This is a genomic window from Enterococcus sp. AZ062 (genome assembly GCF_051715065.1).
Classification (GTDB): Bacteria; Bacillota; Bacilli; order Lactobacillales; family Enterococcaceae; genus Enterococcus_B; species Enterococcus_B mundtii.
Window position 1 is genome coordinate 641,930 of record NZ_JBIOTB010000001.1, and the last position, 16,442, is coordinate 658,371.

The following is a 16,442-nucleotide window of genomic DNA, read 5'->3' on the forward strand; positions in this document are numbered from 1 at the left end:
GAAAAAATGAATAACTGTAAGTTTAACTAATGTTGCGTTCTAAATTTTTGTAATAATTGAGGATCAATTTTATTTAGTAATTTTTTCCAATCTGAGGCATCAGGTACTGTTTTTAATAAAAGACATTCAAGACCTAACGAAGAAAATGTCAAGTATTCATTGTAATTCGTGACTAAGAGATCAATCTCATGATTTTCAATATAAGAGGCGCATAGCTCATTTGGACGAAGAAAGTAGATATTTTGAAAGCCCCCTAAATATTTTCGAACTAAGGCTTCGAGATGTTGACTGATATACTCATTTCCTTCAAAAATAAATGCGATATTCGTAGGGTTTTTCCAATATTTTTCTTTGATTGACTCAGTGAATATCGTTAAACTAGCACAGATATCATCCAAATGATCATCAGAGAACAAATGATGGAAGGAGGAATTTTTTTCTAAAAAAGCTCGATTTTTTTTATATTCATTGCTAAACAAGGTTTTGGCATACTCATTTGTATCTTGGATATTTTTATTTCCGCTTTTAGACAATAGACTACGTAGCTTGATGGACGTGAAAAAAGATTCTAATAAGATTAACTCGTGTGCTTGTGTGTGCGTATTTCTCTTGATCATTTGATAATAGTCACTTGTAAGCGCTATTATTCGAGGCCATCGATTATACCTTTCACAAAAATATTTTTCCTGTCTCGGATTTTCGATACCTCTACGGCATAAAACAGAAATAAAAATAAAAATGGCTTCTTCTTGTGTTAGGTCAATATTAAAATAATCTTTTACAATCGAATAGGCAGGTGAAAGTCGGTGAAACTCTGGATCATTAAGGACAATATCTTTTAATTCAGGGTCGAGTTCCACCATACAACCACATAATATCCGTTCAATAGAGAGGTATAATAAATAACTAAAATAACCAAATGAAGAAACTTTTTGATTAGGACGCTCCAATAGGTTAACAATTTTAATCACTACTTCTTGCGTCGCAATTGATGGAAAAACTGTGTGGGGTGTAATATCTGATTCGTAATAGAAAGCAAAATAAAAATTTCGAATATCGGCTTCTGATCCGATCAAATTGACGGGATTTAGCTCAAGGGTGATATTGAATTCTTTTACTTGATCTGCAATTTTTTTAACGTACGTGATCATCGTGCTCTCAGAGATATGAAAATAATCTGCCCAATCATAAATAGACTGAAGTTCGTTGAAAAAAATTTGTTCAAGAATAATAAAGAGTGGTTCATCTTCGAGAATCGCTCTTTTTTTTTCTAGGTAGGTTTCTGAAGAATGGATGTTTAAAGAATAACCTTGTTTCGAGGATTGGATATCCGCGACGTTCTCGAAATATTCTCTCAAATAATTGATGTCGTTGACTAATGTCCTGGCTGTACTGTTTGTCATGCCAATCAGTTGGGCTGTCGTACAGATTCCAGTAGACTCTAACTCTTTCAAGATTTGGAACCAACGTAATTTTACTTTATCTGTTATAAAATTTAATTGAAAATTTTTCAATAGAACTTTTACCTCCTATCTAAATCTTTCTAGGGAATAGAAAATAGAGCATAGGCTTGCATCCATTGCGAAAGTTAAAGATATATTTTTGGAATTTTCCAATTTCTTATTTGTTAACAAGTGAGATAGAAATTCAAAAAAAGTTAGAATATTTTCAGATGTATATTTTTAATAAAAGAGTAAAGGAGAATTGCTTTTATCATAGTATTCATTTAGTTAGGAACTCATTAAATCTAAGTTTCTTACATGTTGAATATGAGAGTAATGTTCAAATTGAGTAGTGGACATTCATATAAATTAAAAGTAGCTTATGTTATCTTTTGAGTGAAAGGTTAACGTTTTTTATTTGCTTATTGGAGCGTTCAATTTTACATGGTTATTTTAATCAGTATCAAATGAGTTGGTTTTACTTCTATGATCAGTTTTTGATAGTGGTTCAAAGTGTTCAGTAGATAAACGAGCTACTAATACCATTCATTACGGATATTCGTCCTTTCTATTTTTTTTTAGCAATCCACTTTTGCACTAGCGTAAGGTTAAAAAACAAATCGCTTTCAGATTGATAATTAATATTACCTAATAACTATATTAAAATAACTTAATGACAACAATCGATAAATTTCAGAAAACTATGAAATTATTCAATTGAAGTATTATTTGAATACTGTAAAATTGCATGAAGAAGTTAGAAATTAGGCGTGTTATTAGTTCAATTTGTTTATTAATTATTGCGACGAAAGAGGCTTGTTCTTAAGGTAGTCTCACATAAACAATTTTAAGTAATGGGAAAAACTGATTTGGATCTAGTAAGATGTTCTCTGCATTAAATGTTATTATGGAACACATCAAATATAGAATCTGTTACTTTCATTAATGAGTAAATATAAAAATAATCTGTGAAGAAAGATATATTTTTTTGTAATTATTTTCTTGAGTGAAGTATCAAAATGTAAGCGTAATTAAATTTGGTGAATCTGACAAATAAATCTTAAAAGAAACATTAATGTGGTTTTTAATGTTTTAAGGAGGGAGTGAATGGAAACGAAAAGAATTGAAACGCCTGAAGAATACTTGGCCTATTATGATCAGAGAGTAATCAATCATTCTTTTATCAGTAAACATCCAGAAATGTTTGAATTTTATCTTGATTTACGAACAAAATTCCTAATGACTTATCAGCAAACAGATGCCACTCTTTTTCTGAAATTAGCAATATTATTAGATATTGATGCACAGCTACAGATCCTATTAGAATTGATCAAAAGTACAAACAAAAGTTTATGTGAAGAATTAGGGATGACAGAATCAGAAATCATTTCAATGATCGCCAAAGATAAAAAATGTTTTTACAGAGAACTAACAGGTCTTGACATGAATCACTCAGTACCTTGGCAGTTGATTTATCTTAGTGAATCTTGAGGGAGCTTGAGATTCATTGATAAAAAGCTAAATGAATTATTTTGGTACAAAAAGATGTACGTCATGACAGAGAAAACTAAACAAACGGTTAACAAAGGTGTGCCAATCGCAAGTAAAAGAACAAAGAGCGGGACAGAAATGGTTAATCTCGAGAAATAAGTAGAGGTTACTTCTGTTCCCTTAGCTTGCCTCGACCTCTGTGACTAGAGATCCTTCATTATTCCAATCATTTTGTAACCATAGATAGCTATAACCATCATTTTCATTGATCATATAACAACATTCCCTAGATGATAGAATCCACTGACAGTTTTTTCAGGGGTCTATCGTCTAGGGATTTTTTTGTTTTAAATTGAAAGATTAAAAAAACGAAATTGATTAATCTAATATTTTTATTTGCTTTTATATATTGACAATTTAAAATTAAATGATAGCATATAAGCGTAAGTGAAAATAAATAAAGAATGGAGCAAGCAAATGATCGAGTTAAAAACATTAGCGAACATGGTAGATCACACATTATTGAAGGCTGGTGCTCAAAAAGAAGAATTTGAACAGCTTTGTAAAGAAGCGGATAACTACGGATTTAAAATGGTTGCGATCAATTCTTATCCTGTAGCGATGTGTCGTAATTATTTACGAGATAGCGATGTGCATGTGGGCGCTGCGATTGGTTTTCCATTAGGGCAAACAACAATTGAGACAAAAGTTTTTGAAGTAGAGGACGCAATCAAAAATGGTGCAGACGAAATCGATTATGTCATCAATATCGGTAAGTTAAAAGAAGGAGATAGCGACTATATTCGTGAAGAAATGAAAGCGATTGTCAATACTGCTCGTGAAGGTAGCATCATTAGTAAAGTCATTTTAGAAAATTGCTATTTAACAGATCAGGAAAAAATAGCCGTTTGTGAAATTGCTAAGGAAGTAAAGCCTGATTTTGTCAAAACATCAACAGGGTTTGGTACAGGAGGTGCAACAGTAGAAGATATACGGTTAATGAAAAAAGTGGTCGGTGAAACAGTGAAAGTGAAAGCTGCAGGAGGGATACGTAACTTAGATACAGCACTTCAGATGGTAGAAGCAGGGGCTGAACGTTTAGGAACAAGCGCTGGTATCAAGATCATCGAAGAATATAAACAGTTAGAAGGAGCAGATTGATGACGGAAATTCGAGATCTATTAAAATCGGCTTTTGTAAATTTTGAGTTGAAAGCAACAGAAAAGGAAGCGGCAATCAATGAGCTTTCAACCACTTTTGTCAAAAAAGGTGTAGTAAGAAATGATAGCGTTTACTTTGATGCGGTCATGAAAAGAGAAGAAGAAAGTACGACAGGGATTGGCTTTGGTATAGCGATTCCTCATGGAAAGAGTGCTGCCGTGACTGAACCTGCGTTGGGATTTGGGCGAAGCCAAGCAGGGATCACGTACGATTCAATGGATGGAAAACCTGTTCATCTGATGTTCTTGATTGCTGTACCCGAAACGTCCAATGATGAGCATCTAAGAATTTTAAGTAAATTATCTCGTAAACTAATGCATGAGGACGTGCGCCAAAAGTTGATGGCTGTCACTGATGTAGAAGAAATCTATCAGATTTTTGAATAGAAAGGGGCTGGGAAAATGAAAATCGTGGGAATTACTTCTTGTTCGACTGGCATTGCACATACGTATATGGCAGCTGAGAACTTAGAAATAGCTGCCAAAAAACGACAGATTGAAATGAAGGTAGAAACACAAGGATCGATTGGAGCAGAAAATGTTTTGACCGAGCAAGAGATCGCTGAAGCAGATGCTGTTGTGATTGCAGCAAGTACTTCAGTAAATAAAGATCGTTTCAATGGCAAGCGTTTATTGGAAGTAGATGTGACAGAAGCAATCAATCACCCAGATGATTTACTTGATCGTGCGTTGAACGCCGCTATCTATTCAAATGGGACAGAGGTAAAATCGGAAGCCAAGGCAGAAAAAAGCGGAGTTTATAGTCACCTAATGACCGGCGTTTCTTATATGATCCCGTTTGTCGTCGCCGGCGGGATATGTATCGCATTAGCTTTTGCATTTGGCGGTATCAATGCTGAAGGTGAGTTAGCTTCATCGATCAATGAGCTAGGCGGGATAACCATGGGCTTGATGTGGCCTGTTTTGGGCGGGTATATCGCTTTCTCGATCGCTGATCGTCCAGGGCTTGTTCCGGGAATGGCGGCAGGAATGATCGCTTCGACAATGAATGCGGGATTTTTGGGTGCATTATTGGGAGGATTTTTAGCAGGGTATACAGTTTATTGGTTGAAGAAAATTCTTAAATTACCACCTGCGCTTTCTGGATTACTACCAGTGTTGATCCTACCAGTTATCTCGGTCCTTTTTGTCGGGCTTATCATGAAGTTTGTCGTAGGTATCCCAATCACAGCCCTTAATGAAGGAATTACCAATTGGTTGAATAGTTTATCAGGTATGAATTCAGTGCTGCTTGGATTGCTCTTGGGCGGCATGATGGCAATTGATCTGGCAGGTCCGATCGGAAAAGCTGCATATTTCTTTGGCGTTGCTTCATTGACAAACTTAGGTGTTGGAGAAACAAGCATAGTCATGGCAGCAGTCATGGTTTCTGGCATGGTACCACCACTAGCGATGGCTCTCTCTTCAACTATTTTAGGGAAAAACTTATATAGTAAGGAAGAACGTGAAGCTGGGAAATCAGCGTGGGTCTTGGGGTTATCTTTTATCTCTGAAGGAGCCATTCCTTTTGCGGCAGCAGACCCGCTACGTGTACTGGTATCAGTGACAGTCGGATCTGCGGTTGCTGGAGCGTTGTCCATGATTTTTCAGTGTGGGATCGCGGTTCCTCATGGCGGTTTCTTCGTCTTCTTGATTCCGGGAGCAGTGGAGAATGTTCTATTATATGTATTAGCGTTAGCAATTGGCACGATCGTCAGTGGATTTTTGATAACAGCTGTAAAAGTATTCTCGCAGAAACAACAAGCGACTAAGGGGTAATGATCAGGATGAAAGAAATGATTCGAGTATGTTTGATAGGCACAGGTAGAGCCGGGATGATCCATGGCAAAAATTTTGCACGACGAGTGGAAAATGCAAAATTGATCGCTCTATGTGATCCCTCAAAGGAAAGCTTAGCGTCAGCTCAAAAAGAAGTGGATTGCCCATATATTTATGAAGATTATCGGGAGGCGATGCAAAATCCCGAGATAGACGCAGTTGTGATCGTTACACCAACTAGCTATCACAAGGAGATTGCTTTGGCAGCTGCGGCTGCAAAAAAGCACATTCTATGTGAAAAACCGTTAGCAATGAACGAAGCTGAATGTTTGGCGATCATACAAGCAGCAGAGGAAAATCGGGTGAAATTGCAAGTTGGCTTCATGCGTCGTTTCGATGCGAGCTTTCTAGAGGCAAAAAAAGTAGTCGATTCCGGGGCCATTGGAGAAATCGTATTGGTAAAATCTTTGACTCATGGACCAAGTGAACCAAAACCATGGATGTATGATATCCACCAAAGTAATGGACCGATTGGGGAGGTCAATAGTCACGATTTTGACACGTTACGTTGGCTGACTGGTAGTGAAGTGAGCAGTATCTATGCGAATGGCGGCAACTATCGTTCGCCAGAAGTGAAAGCTGAATTTCCTGATTATTATGACACAGTAGCAATGAATTTACGCTTCAAAGATGGAAAACTTGGATTGATCGATGGCGCACAATATGTTCAATATGGTTATGATGCACGGACGGAGATCCTTGGCACAAAAGGAAGCATATTAGTCGGAGATCAAGGAAAGCACACTATCGTAGTGGCAACTAATAATCAACAGCTGACACGACCGACGATGCACAGTTGGATGTATCTTTTCAGAGAAGCTTATGTAGCAGAAGATCAAGCCTTTGTTGATTGTATTTTGAATGACACGCTACCTCAATGTACAGGCTATGATGGATTGATGGCAGTACGACTGGTAAACGCAGGGTTGACGTCACTGTTAGAAAATAGAATTGTAGAGGTGAAAGAATAGATGAAAGCGGTCCAATTATTAGGGAAAGAAAATATCCAAATAAATGAAATACCCAGACCAGAGATAACGGAGAAAGAAGTGTTAGTAAAGGTCAGAGCAGCTTCGATCTGTGGGACCGATATTCGGATGTATAAAAATGGCTATCCAACAGCAAGCGAGACAACTCCATTGACTTTGGGACACGAAATTTCGGGGGATATCATTGAGGTAGGCGCATCTGTGGAATTTTACAAAAAAGGAATGCGCGTAGCGATTGCACCAAATATGGGCTGTGGGATCTGTGATCAATGTGTCCGCGGGTACACACATTTATGTGAAACTTATGAAGCATTTGGGATCAATCTTCCAGGTGGTTTTGCAGAATATTTAGTGATTCCAGAAAAAGCAGTACGTCAAGGAAATATCTCGTTGATTCCTGATGGATTATCTTATGAAGAGGCAGCGCTGATTGAGCCATTCAGTTGTGTATTCAACGGACAAGAGATTGCTGGGAACAATCCAGGGGATAATGTGTTGATCATCGGCTCTGGACCAATTGGGATCATGCACGCGCAGTTAGTCCGAGCAAGAGGTGCGAGTAAAGTCATGATGAACGATCTATCAGAGGATCGTTTAGCAGATGCGAAGAAGATCATCCCAGATCTTGTGACATTAACGTCTGAGAACTTAAAAGAAAAAATATTTGCTGAAACAAACAATCAAGGAGTCGATCTATGTATTATTGCTGCACCAGCTCCACAAGCGCAAGAAGCAAGTTTTAGCTATATGGCAATGAATGGTCGGTGTCTGTTTTTTGGTGGATTACCTAAGGAAAAAGAAGAAGTGAAATTGAATACGAATATCCTTCACTATAAACAGTTACGGGTTTTTGGTTGTACACGTGCTAGTCTCATAAGTTATCGAACCTCTGCACAGCTAGTTGCGAATGGTCGTATCCCGCTAAAAGAGTTGATTACGAGTCGCTATTCCATTGATGACTTCGATTCAGCATTGGAAAATGCAAAGAATGCTGTTGGTCTAAAAAATGTAATTATCTTCAAGGAGTAAATGGCGTTTTATTGCTTACATTTTCATTTTCTTTTATAATGAAACAAAACAAAAAAAGGTGATAAAAGATGGACGATCAATTGTATGCAGAAGAAAGAAAGCAATCAATCGTAAATATGGTCAATGAGAAAAAGCGAATGCAAGTCTCAGAACTTGTAGAATTTTTCAATGTGACTGGGTCAACGATTCGTAATGACTTGCGAGAACTTGAAAATGAAGGTCTAGTGACACGTACGCACGGTGGGGTCATTAAACGAGAATTTCAGCGAAGTGTTGAAATTATTCCGAAAAGTCGTGAGTTGACAAGTGAAAAATACAAAATTGCTGAACAGGCGGTTCAATTGATTGAAGAAAATGACATCTTGGCGATTGATACAGGAACATCTTGCCGTGCATTCGTCGAAAAATTGATCACTAGTCCATTGAAACAGTTAACGATCTTGACTTATGATCTTGAGATTGCCTTGTTATTAAGTGAAAAAACAAATTATCAAGTACAAGTGATCGGTGGGACGATTCGAAATGGCTATCCTTATGTGTCAGGAAGTTCCGTAGCACTTGGGTTGGCTGGATTTTCCGTAGATAAAGTTATTTTGGGGACCACTTCTTTTGATAAAGATTATGGATACTCAACTCCTAATTACGAAACAGCAGAAATGAAGAAAAGTTTGATCAATATTGGGCGCATAAAAATCGTATTAAGTGACTCGAGTAAGATCAATCAACGCAGTTTCAAGCAATTTGCGAAACCTGAAGACTGTGATTATTTAGTCACGGATGCCCATATTACGCAAGAACAGCAAAATGAAATCAACGCACTAGGGATCAATTTATTGATCGTATAGAAAGGATACTGGAACGAAGTGCTCATTCCGGAAGTATCTGACTAAAATAAGACGATGTCCATGAAAATTGCTTGTTCAATTTTTTGGCTGCCGTCTTATTTTGCGTAGGAGTTGGTGCTTGTAAGTGTCTTATTCGTTAGCCAAGATAGACAATACAAAAAATCTTTCTGGACGCAAACACTTGATGAACGCACGAATGAACAGTTTACTGACAAGCAATCGGTTAGAGGTCAAAGAGCAGAAGCTGTGGCATTAGTTTAAAAAAGGGTGGGAGAAGGAGGAACTTTCTCCCACCACAAACTGATAAGACTGTACCACCAACCCACTCTCATTTCTTAAATCGTATAAAAAAGTGTGCTAGAAGCAAACATTAATTTTGATAAGGAAAAACGATATCCAAGCCATGATCATCAAAAGTAGCTAAGTAATTTTTGCTAGGCTCACAATTTGTAACTAAAGCGTTATAATCAAGGAAATCACCAATTTTAAAGAAGTGACTGGAACCAAATTTCGTATAGTCAATCAGAAGAATGGTTTGTTTCGATTGTTTCATCATTTCTTTTTTTACTTGTGCTTGACTGAAGCTTGCTTCATAAACACCTTCTCGATCTAATCCTCTGCATGAAAAAAATGCTAAGTCAAATTGAAAAGAATCAAAGAGCGATTCATACGAGTTACTGATGACTGCACTTGAATTTATTTTGACTTCTCCACCAATAATAAAAACCTTCAATGCTTCACTTTTCCCTTCACTTAAATCCAAAGCGATTTTTAATCCATTTGTAATCACCACTAAATTTGGGATTGTTTTCAATAATGGCACAAGCTGTTGGACGGTACTACTCGAATCTAAAAAAATACACATACCGGGGGCAATAAAATCTTGAGCTAAATCAGCGATGATCTGTTTTTCTTTGATGTTCGAGGCTTCTCGTATGATGTGGGAAAATTCGGTATTCGTTGTTTTCGTTAAAATGGCTCCGCCGTGAGTACGCTTGATCGCACCACGTTCTTCTAGTTTCAATAAATCTCTCCTAAGTGTAGAAATACTACAGTGTAGATGTTGGCAGAGATCTTTATTTGAAGCTTGTTTTTTTTTGCTCAGAAACTCCATGATATCATTCAACCTTAATTCCGATTCCATGTAAGCGCCTCCTTTTGGTTTAGTCGAGTATAGCATGTGCTTGAACACTTTTGAACATATCTGAATAAAAAAGAACGAAAATAATGATAAAAAATCAATCTTCGGTTTAAATCATCACAAACAAATGATAGCAACTATAATGGTGTTGTAAACGGTAACAAATAAAATCATGGAGGTCAATGATGAATGAAGAATTAGTAAAACAACAGATTTGTGATGTATGTAACAAGATGTGGCACCTGGGTTGGGTAGCAGCCAATGATGGGAATGTTTCAGCAAAATTAGCTGATGACATCTTTATCTGTACGCCAACTGGCATTAGTAAAAGTTTTATTACACCGGACAAGTTGATCAAAATCAATCGTAAGGGAGAAGTTTTAGAAGCAAATGGTGACTACAAGCCTTCAAGCGAAATCAAAATGCACTTACGCGTATATCAAGAAAGAGAAGATGTTGGCTCAGTCGTTCATGCCCATCCTCCTGTAGCAACAGCGTTTGCCTTAGCTCAAATCCCATTAGATACGTATTCTTTGATTGAGAATGCGATTGTTATTGGTTCCGTGCCAATCACGCCATTTGGGACTCCTTCGACTGAGGAAGTGCCAGAAGCGATTACCCCCTATTTACCTGAGCATGATGTATTGTTACTCGAAAATCATGGGGCATTAGCGATGGGCTCAGATGTGATCACTGCATATTATCGTATGGAAACTTTGGAGTTAGTTGCTAAAACTTCTTTTCATGCAAGAATGCTTTTGGGCGGTAAAGCAGAAGCTGAGATTCCACAAGATAAACTACAAAAGCTATTTGAAATGAGAAAGAATTATGGTGTGACCGGCAAGCATCCTGGATATAAAAAATATAGCTGAGAAAGAAAGGGAAGAGCGTTGAAGAAAAATGTACTCGCTTTTGATTTTGGCGCATCGTCTGGGCGTGCCATCATTGGTATTTACGAAGACGGTAGATTGACATTAAAAGAAATCCATCGATTCCCAAACTATCCTTTGGAAGAAAATGGCACGCTTTACTGGGATATTGATTATTTATTTGAACAAATAAAAATAGGCATTCGACGAGCAACAGATGAATATTCGATCGATAGTTTAGGAATCGATACATGGGGCGTCGATTTTGGCTTATTGGATCGCGCGGGTCAATTGATCAAACGACCAGTGAACTACCGTGATCCTCGAACGCAGGGAATTCTGGCGGAGGCCGAGAAGTATATGCCACTCAAAGATATTTATCAACAAACGGGGAACCAAATGATGGAGATCAATTCGCTTTATCAGCTGTTAGCAGAATGGCAAAACAATCCGGAGTTTGATCAAGTGGCGACTATTTTGTTTATGCCTGATTTATTCAACTATTTACTCACTGGGAAAATAGTTGCAGAACGAAGTATTGCCTCAACTTCCCAATTAGTCAACCCGAGGACTGGTCGTTGGGATGAGAAAGTGCTAGAATCATTTGCTTTTTCGGAGAGCATATTTCCACCATTGGTATCTTCCGGGAAGCCTTTAGGAATGATAAAAAAAGATCTAGGATTACCACCAATAAAAGTGGTGAATGTCTGTGGTCATGATACCGCTAGTGCAGTAGTTAGTGTACCTTGTAACCAAGAATTTCTGTTTATCTCTTGCGGAACCTGGTCGTTGGTCGGTACAGAATTAGCTAGACCGATCATCAACGAAAAGGCATATAACTATAATTTAACAAATGAAGCTGGAATCAACCACACGACGCGTTTTCTAAAAAATTGTACTGGACTCTGGATCATTCAAGAAGTGAAACGAAATTTAGCAGAATTAGGTCGGGTGTATTCCTATTCTGAACTTGCCAATTTGGCGGATGATGCATCGGAATTTAAATGTTTGATCGATACGGATGATCTGACATTTGTTGCTCCTGGAAATATGATCCAGCGAATCCAACACTATGCTGCAAAGACGAAGCAAGGGATTCCGCAAACAGATGGCGAATTGGTGAGGTGCGTCTATGAAAGTTTAGCAATGAAATACAAGTATTGTATTTTAGAAATCATCGATGCTGCTGGAAAAGAGTTTGATACGGTCAATATCGTCGGTGGTGGTTCCCAGGCTGAAATCCTTTGTCAAATGGTGGCGGATGCTTCCAATATGCGAGTAAGCGCAGGTCCAGTGGAAGCAACTGCTATTGGAAATATTTCGGTGCAATTATTGGCAGAAGGCGTATTTAAAGATGTGAAGGAAGTGAGAGAGTGGATAAAAGAATTGATAGCGGTCAAATCCTATTTTCCGAGTACCAAAAAAAGGGAATGGGATAAACAGTTTTCTAAGTATCAACAACTTTTAAAATCGGGGGAGAAAGCAAATGCTTAAAAATATTCCTAAAAATTTATCACCAGAGTTAGTCAAAGTTCTGATGGAGATGGGTCATGGAGATGAGATTGTTCTTGCTGACGGAAACTATCCAGCTGCTTCCAATGCAAAAAAACTCATACGCTGTGATGGGCTACCGATGCCAGAACTCTTGAAAAGCATCTTAGAATTATTTCCTTTGGATCAATACGTCGAACAGCCAGTAGCATTGATGGCTGTAGCTAAAGGTGATGAGACTAAACCTGCGATTTGGGAGGAGTATAAGGCGCTTCTTGATCAAGGCGTATCGATTGAATCAATCGAACGACAGGCCTTTTACGAGAGAGGAAAACAAGCGTATGCCATCGTCGCAACTGGGGAAGAAGCAATCTATGCAAATATTCTTTTGAAGAAAGGCGTTGTGAAATAATTTTAGGAAGCGGGGATAATATGGAGACGATATTAGATATGAAAGATGTTTCCAAGAACTTTGGTCCTGTGCAAGCGTTAAAAAATGCGGCACTCCATTTGAAAAAAGGAGAAGTTCACGCATTGATGGGGGAAAATGGCGCTGGCAAATCGACACTCATGAAGATTTTAACAGGAATTCATGGGAAAGATACTGGCTCGATCGTTTACGATGGAAAAGAAGTGGCATTCAAAAGTCCAAAGGAATCAATGGATGCCGGAGTGGTCATCGTTCATCAAGAGTTGAACATGATCAATCATCTGACAGTTGCGCAAAATGTATTTATCGGTAGAGAATCAATGAGAGGTTTTTTTACGAATGATGATGAAATAAACAAACAGACGCAAGCTTTGTTCGATCGGCTGAATATGGATATCGATCCAAAAGAGAAGGTTGGAAATCTAACCGTAGGAAAAATGCAGATGGTAGAAATTGCCAAAGCAATCTCAATGAATGCGAAAATCGTTGTTTTTGATGAGCCAACAGCGGCCCTTACTGATTCAGAAATAAAAGAACTGTTTAAAATCATCGATGATCTAAAAAAACGTCAAATTGGAATCGTATACATTTCTCATCGGATGGATGAGATTAAACAAATCACTGATCGAGTAACGGTTATGCGAGATGGCGAATACATCGGGACGATCGACACCAAATCTTCTACAAAGGACGAGATCATCAATATGATGGTCGGCCGCGTCATTTATGAAGATCCCAAATCTCATTCTGAGATACCGGATTATGCCGAAACGGTACTTGAAGTTAAAAACTTGAGCATCGGAAAGCGTGTAAAAGACTTGAACTTCCAGTTGAAAAAAGGAGAAATTCTTGGTTTTTCTGGACTGATGGGAGCCGGACGTACGGAAATGGCCAGACTGATCTTCGGAGCCGATACACGAGACAATGGAGAAATTTTTATCCATGGAGAAAAAGTTGAGATCCAAGAGCCAAAAGATGCAGTGGCACATGGCGTCGGTTATCTATCAGAAGACAGAAAACAATATGGAGTGATCGTTGGTATGTCTGTGGCAGATAATATTGTCATGACCGATTTAGATAAGTATGTTCGTGGTGCATTGATCGATGATCGATCGATTGAACAAGAAAGTCAAAAATATATCAAATCTCTACAGATCAAAACACACTCAGGCAAACAACTGATTCGCAATCTATCTGGAGGAAACCAACAAAAAGTCGTCATTGCAAAATGGTTGGAACAAGACAGTGACATTCTGATTTTTGATGAACCAACACGAGGGATCGATGTGGGCGCCAAGAGTGATATTTATGAGTTAATGACAGAGTTAACGAAAATGGGTAAATCGATCATCATGATCTCTTCTGAATTGACAGAGATCTTGCGAATGAGCGATCGAGTCATTGTCATGTGTGAAGGTAAGAAAACAGCTGAATTGGCAATATCGGAAGCAACACAAGAAAAGATTCTATATTATGCAACATTGAGAGAGGAAGTTGTTTAGATGGAAAATCAACTAGAAAATGTACCATCTCAAAAAAATAGTTGGCTAAAATCGATCATTGGTCGTATCGGATTGCAGCAATTGATCATTTTGATCGTCTTATTTTTGATTTATGGATTCTTTGCTTTTATGAGTCCAGCTTTTCGTACGAGCAACACATTGACCAGTATATTAGACGCCTCTTATTACGTTGGATTTTTAGCTTTAGGGGTAACATTCGTCATCATCACTGGAGGAATCGATCTGTCGATTGGTACGAATATGATGTGTGCAGCGATAACAGGAGGTGTCATCTATAACCGTTTTAGCGCTCCGCTGTGGCTCGCCTTAGTAGCCATCATTGCAATGGCTACGACATTCGGTCTGTTGAATGGTCTATTGGTGGCGAAACTAAAGTTACCAGCTTTTATCGCTACTCTAGGAACGATGATGATCACGCGGGGATTAAGTTCGATTCTTTCAAATGTCCAAACCGAGACATTCCCATTACGAGATAGTGGGGATGGTTGGTACAAGTCGATTTTTCGGACGGGAAATAATTTCCCGACTGGTGTCATCTTATTACTCGTTATGGGCATTATTGCAGCAATCGTTTTAAATAAGACAAAAATCGGTCGATATATCTTTGCAATAGGGAGTAATAGTGAAGCAACTCGCTTATCAGGAGTGAACATTGTCCGAAGTGAAGCAACCGCGTATGTGATTGCCGGTTTCTTTGCAGGACTTGCAGCCATTGCTTATGCCGCAACATACACCACGATCATGCCAGGAGCAGGCGCGGGATTTGAGATGGATGGGATTGCGGCAGTAGTAGTTGGCGGGACTTCATTAAGTGGTGGGGTCGGTTCGATTTTAGGAACGATGATCGGTGTATTCATCATGACTGTGTTAAAAATTGGTTTACCTTATCTTGATCTACAGCCTCATTACCAAATTTTTATCACTGGATTTGTTGTGATACTTGCCGTTTATGTCGATATCTATCGGAATCGCAAGAAAGCAAAATAATCGAATATCTATTTTTTAGAACAAAAAACGTTTGGAGGGAATCAAATTGAAAAAACGTATGTGGAGTTTCGTTCTAGGAGTAAGTGTTTTATTTGGGATCATTGGTTGTAGTAATGGGGACAGCGCATCTGACACTGGAAATTCAGGCGATGGTACGGTGATCGAAGTTGTTGCCAAAGGCTTTCAACATGATTTTTGGAAAGCGGTACAGTCTGGTGCCCAACAAGCAGCAGATGAACATGGGGTTCGGATGAACTTTGTTGGACCAAAGGATGAAACAGCTATTGCAGAACAACTTGAGATGTTGAATAATTCGATCAATAAAAATCCAGGAGCCATTGCATTAGCAGCGTTAGATACCAATGCGCAATTGGATGCGATACAACAAGCACAAAGTAAAGGGATCCCAATCATTGGTTTTGACTCAGGTGTTCCTGATGCACCAGATGGCGCAGTGAAGGCGACCGCGGCCACTGACAATTATAAGGCTGGTGCGATTGCCGCAGAACATGCGTATGAAGCAATCAAAGATCGAATTGCGGCAAATGATGTCTCTCGAATCGGCATTGTTTCTCAAGAAGTGAATTCACTTTCGATCTCACAAAGAACGGGTGGATTTATTGATAAGATGGTCGAATTGCTAGAAGCGGATAGTGAGGTGGGTCAAGGAAATGTTGCTGTGACTGGGCATGATAAATTTAGAAATGACATCCAAGAAAAGGATGCAAAAGTAGTGATCGAATTACGCGTGCCAGCTGAAGTAACCGATGCTGCCGGAAAAACAGAGGCGCAAGCATTACTTGAGAAATCGGACATCATCTGTGTTTACGGCTCGAATGAATATGGCGCAAAATCAATCATCAATGCGGATGATGGACTAGGTGGACGCATTGGCATCACAGAAGATAAAGTGATTGCCATTGGCTTTGATTCGGGAGCATTGCAACAAGATGCGATTCGAAATGAGCGGTTTTACGGATCAGTCACACAAAACCCTGTAAAGATAGGTTATGAGGCAGTGTCCTTAGCAGTAAAAGCTGCCAAAGGAGAGCCAGCAAGTGATGTCGATACCGGTGTGGAATGGTACAACAAAGACAATATTGATTCTCAAGAGATCCAAGAATTACTTTATCAATAAATAGGAGG

The 16,442-nt window shown here is 38.6% G+C and carries 16 protein-coding genes; 14 read left to right on the forward strand and 2 right to left on the reverse strand.

Annotation, left to right across the window (positions count from 1 at the left end):
* Nucleotides 1-26: 26 nt before the first annotated feature.
* The gene (locus tag IGJ00_RS02985; protein ID WP_104776562.1) at nucleotides 27-1,514 is read right to left on the reverse strand and encodes a helix-turn-helix domain-containing protein; all 1,488 of its coding nucleotides are present in this window, start codon (nucleotides 1,512-1,514) and stop codon (nucleotides 27-29) included.
* A 1,035-nt stretch (nucleotides 1,515-2,549) separates the two neighbouring features.
* Between IGJ00_RS02985 and IGJ00_RS02990 the strand changes: the two genes are divergently transcribed.
* The 8 genes from IGJ00_RS02990 (at nucleotide 2,550) to IGJ00_RS03025 (ending at nucleotide 9,116) form a co-directional block, all read left to right on the forward strand.
* Complete coding sequence (locus tag IGJ00_RS02990; protein ID WP_019724361.1) at nucleotides 2,550-2,933, forward strand: DUF7006 family protein; 384 nt, start codon at nucleotides 2,550-2,552, stop codon at nucleotides 2,931-2,933.
* 477 nt (nucleotides 2,934-3,410) lie between these two features.
* Entirely contained in the window at nucleotides 3,411-4,094 is a 684-nt protein-coding gene (gene deoC, locus IGJ00_RS02995; RefSeq protein WP_071866717.1) for a deoxyribose-phosphate aldolase, read from the forward strand.
* Nucleotides 4,094-4,540, forward strand: coding sequence for a PTS sugar transporter subunit IIA (locus IGJ00_RS03000; protein ID WP_195514077.1), 447 nt, complete (start codon nucleotides 4,094-4,096; stop codon nucleotides 4,538-4,540). Before deoC ends, IGJ00_RS03000 begins: the two co-directional genes overlap by 1 nt.
* Nucleotides 4,541-4,555: 15 nt before the next feature.
* A complete protein-coding gene (locus tag IGJ00_RS03005; protein WP_438844105.1) occupies nucleotides 4,556-5,932 on the forward strand; it encodes a PTS fructose transporter subunit IIC in 1,377 nt (458 codons plus the stop codon).
* 8 nt (nucleotides 5,933-5,940) lie between these two features.
* Complete coding sequence (locus IGJ00_RS03010) at nucleotides 5,941-6,963, forward strand: Gfo/Idh/MocA family oxidoreductase (protein ID WP_438844106.1); 1,023 nt, start codon at nucleotides 5,941-5,943, stop codon at nucleotides 6,961-6,963.
* The gene (locus IGJ00_RS03015; RefSeq protein ID WP_438844107.1) at nucleotides 6,964-8,010 is read left to right on the forward strand and encodes an alcohol dehydrogenase catalytic domain-containing protein; all 1,047 of its coding nucleotides are present in this window, start codon (nucleotides 6,964-6,966) and stop codon (nucleotides 8,008-8,010) included.
* Nucleotides 8,011-8,078: 68 nt separating this feature from the next.
* A complete protein-coding gene (locus IGJ00_RS03020; protein WP_071866721.1) occupies nucleotides 8,079-8,855 on the forward strand; it encodes a DeoR/GlpR family DNA-binding transcription regulator in 777 nt (258 codons plus the stop codon).
* Nucleotides 8,856-8,969: 114 nt separating this feature from the next.
* The gene (locus IGJ00_RS03025) at nucleotides 8,970-9,116 is read left to right on the forward strand and encodes a hypothetical protein (RefSeq protein ID WP_185953861.1); all 147 of its coding nucleotides are present in this window, start codon (nucleotides 8,970-8,972) and stop codon (nucleotides 9,114-9,116) included.
* 109 nt (nucleotides 9,117-9,225) lie between these two features.
* Here IGJ00_RS03025 and IGJ00_RS03030 read toward each other — a convergent pair whose 3' ends face one another.
* On the reverse strand, nucleotides 9,226-9,999 hold the full coding sequence (locus IGJ00_RS03030; RefSeq protein ID WP_438844108.1) for a DeoR/GlpR family DNA-binding transcription regulator: 774 nt from the start codon (nucleotides 9,997-9,999) through the stop codon (nucleotides 9,226-9,228).
* A 182-nt stretch (nucleotides 10,000-10,181) separates the two neighbouring features.
* Between IGJ00_RS03030 and IGJ00_RS03035 the strand changes: the two genes are divergently transcribed.
* From IGJ00_RS03035 to IGJ00_RS03060, 6 genes are read left to right on the forward strand one after another with little or no spacing between them, the layout of a single operon-like run.
* On the forward strand, nucleotides 10,182-10,868 hold the full coding sequence (locus IGJ00_RS03035) for a class II aldolase/adducin family protein (protein ID WP_271553150.1): 687 nt from the start codon (nucleotides 10,182-10,184) through the stop codon (nucleotides 10,866-10,868).
* An 18-nt stretch (nucleotides 10,869-10,886) separates the two neighbouring features.
* A complete protein-coding gene (locus tag IGJ00_RS03040) occupies nucleotides 10,887-12,359 on the forward strand; it encodes a rhamnulokinase (RefSeq protein ID WP_438844109.1) in 1,473 nt (490 codons plus the stop codon).
* On the forward strand, nucleotides 12,352-12,768 hold the full coding sequence (locus tag IGJ00_RS03045; RefSeq protein ID WP_115357331.1) for an RbsD/FucU family protein: 417 nt from the start codon (nucleotides 12,352-12,354) through the stop codon (nucleotides 12,766-12,768). The genes IGJ00_RS03040 and IGJ00_RS03045 overlap by 8 nt, the downstream gene beginning before the upstream one ends.
* 20 nt (nucleotides 12,769-12,788) lie before the next feature.
* Nucleotides 12,789-14,288, forward strand: a complete 1,500-nt coding sequence (locus IGJ00_RS03050; RefSeq protein ID WP_438844110.1) for a sugar ABC transporter ATP-binding protein — start codon at nucleotides 12,789-12,791, stop codon at nucleotides 14,286-14,288.
* Nucleotides 14,289-15,296 carry an ABC transporter permease gene (locus IGJ00_RS03055; RefSeq protein ID WP_438844111.1) on the forward strand — a complete coding sequence of 336 codons (1,008 nt, stop codon included), beginning with the start codon at nucleotides 14,289-14,291 and terminating at the stop codon, nucleotides 15,294-15,296.
* A gap of 46 nt (nucleotides 15,297-15,342) precedes the next feature.
* Complete coding sequence (locus tag IGJ00_RS03060) at nucleotides 15,343-16,434, forward strand: ABC transporter substrate-binding protein (RefSeq protein WP_438844112.1); 1,092 nt, start codon at nucleotides 15,343-15,345, stop codon at nucleotides 16,432-16,434.
* The last annotated feature ends 8 nt before the right edge of the window (nucleotides 16,435-16,442 follow it).

Bases quoted from the DNA above. Each gene is read 5' to 3' on its own strand.
- IGJ00_RS02990 (WP_019724361.1), top strand. From the start codon at position 2,550: ATGGAAACGAAAAGAATTGAAACGCCTGAAGAATACTTGGCCTATTAT.
- deoC (WP_071866717.1), top strand. From the start codon at position 3,411: ATGATCGAGTTAAAAACATTAGCGAACATGGTAGATCACACATTATTG.
- IGJ00_RS03000 (WP_195514077.1), top strand. From the start codon at position 4,094: ATGACGGAAATTCGAGATCTATTAAAATCGGCTTTTGTAAATTTTGAG.
- IGJ00_RS03005 (WP_438844105.1), top strand. From the start codon at position 4,556: ATGAAAATCGTGGGAATTACTTCTTGTTCGACTGGCATTGCACATACG.
- IGJ00_RS03010 (WP_438844106.1), top strand. From the start codon at position 5,941: ATGAAAGAAATGATTCGAGTATGTTTGATAGGCACAGGTAGAGCCGGG.
- IGJ00_RS03015 (WP_438844107.1), top strand. From the start codon at position 6,964: ATGAAAGCGGTCCAATTATTAGGGAAAGAAAATATCCAAATAAATGAA.
- IGJ00_RS03020 (WP_071866721.1), top strand. From the start codon at position 8,079: ATGGACGATCAATTGTATGCAGAAGAAAGAAAGCAATCAATCGTAAAT.
- IGJ00_RS03030 (WP_438844108.1), bottom strand. From the start codon at position 9,999: ATGGAATCGGAATTAAGGTTGAATGATATCATGGAGTTTCTGAGCAAA.
- IGJ00_RS03035 (WP_271553150.1), top strand. From the start codon at position 10,182: ATGAATGAAGAATTAGTAAAACAACAGATTTGTGATGTATGTAACAAG.
- IGJ00_RS03045 (WP_115357331.1), top strand. From the start codon at position 12,352: ATGCTTAAAAATATTCCTAAAAATTTATCACCAGAGTTAGTCAAAGTT.
- IGJ00_RS03050 (WP_438844110.1), top strand. From the start codon at position 12,789: ATGGAGACGATATTAGATATGAAAGATGTTTCCAAGAACTTTGGTCCT.
- IGJ00_RS03055 (WP_438844111.1), top strand. From the start codon at position 14,289: ATGGAAAATCAACTAGAAAATGTACCATCTCAAAAAAATAGTTGGCTA.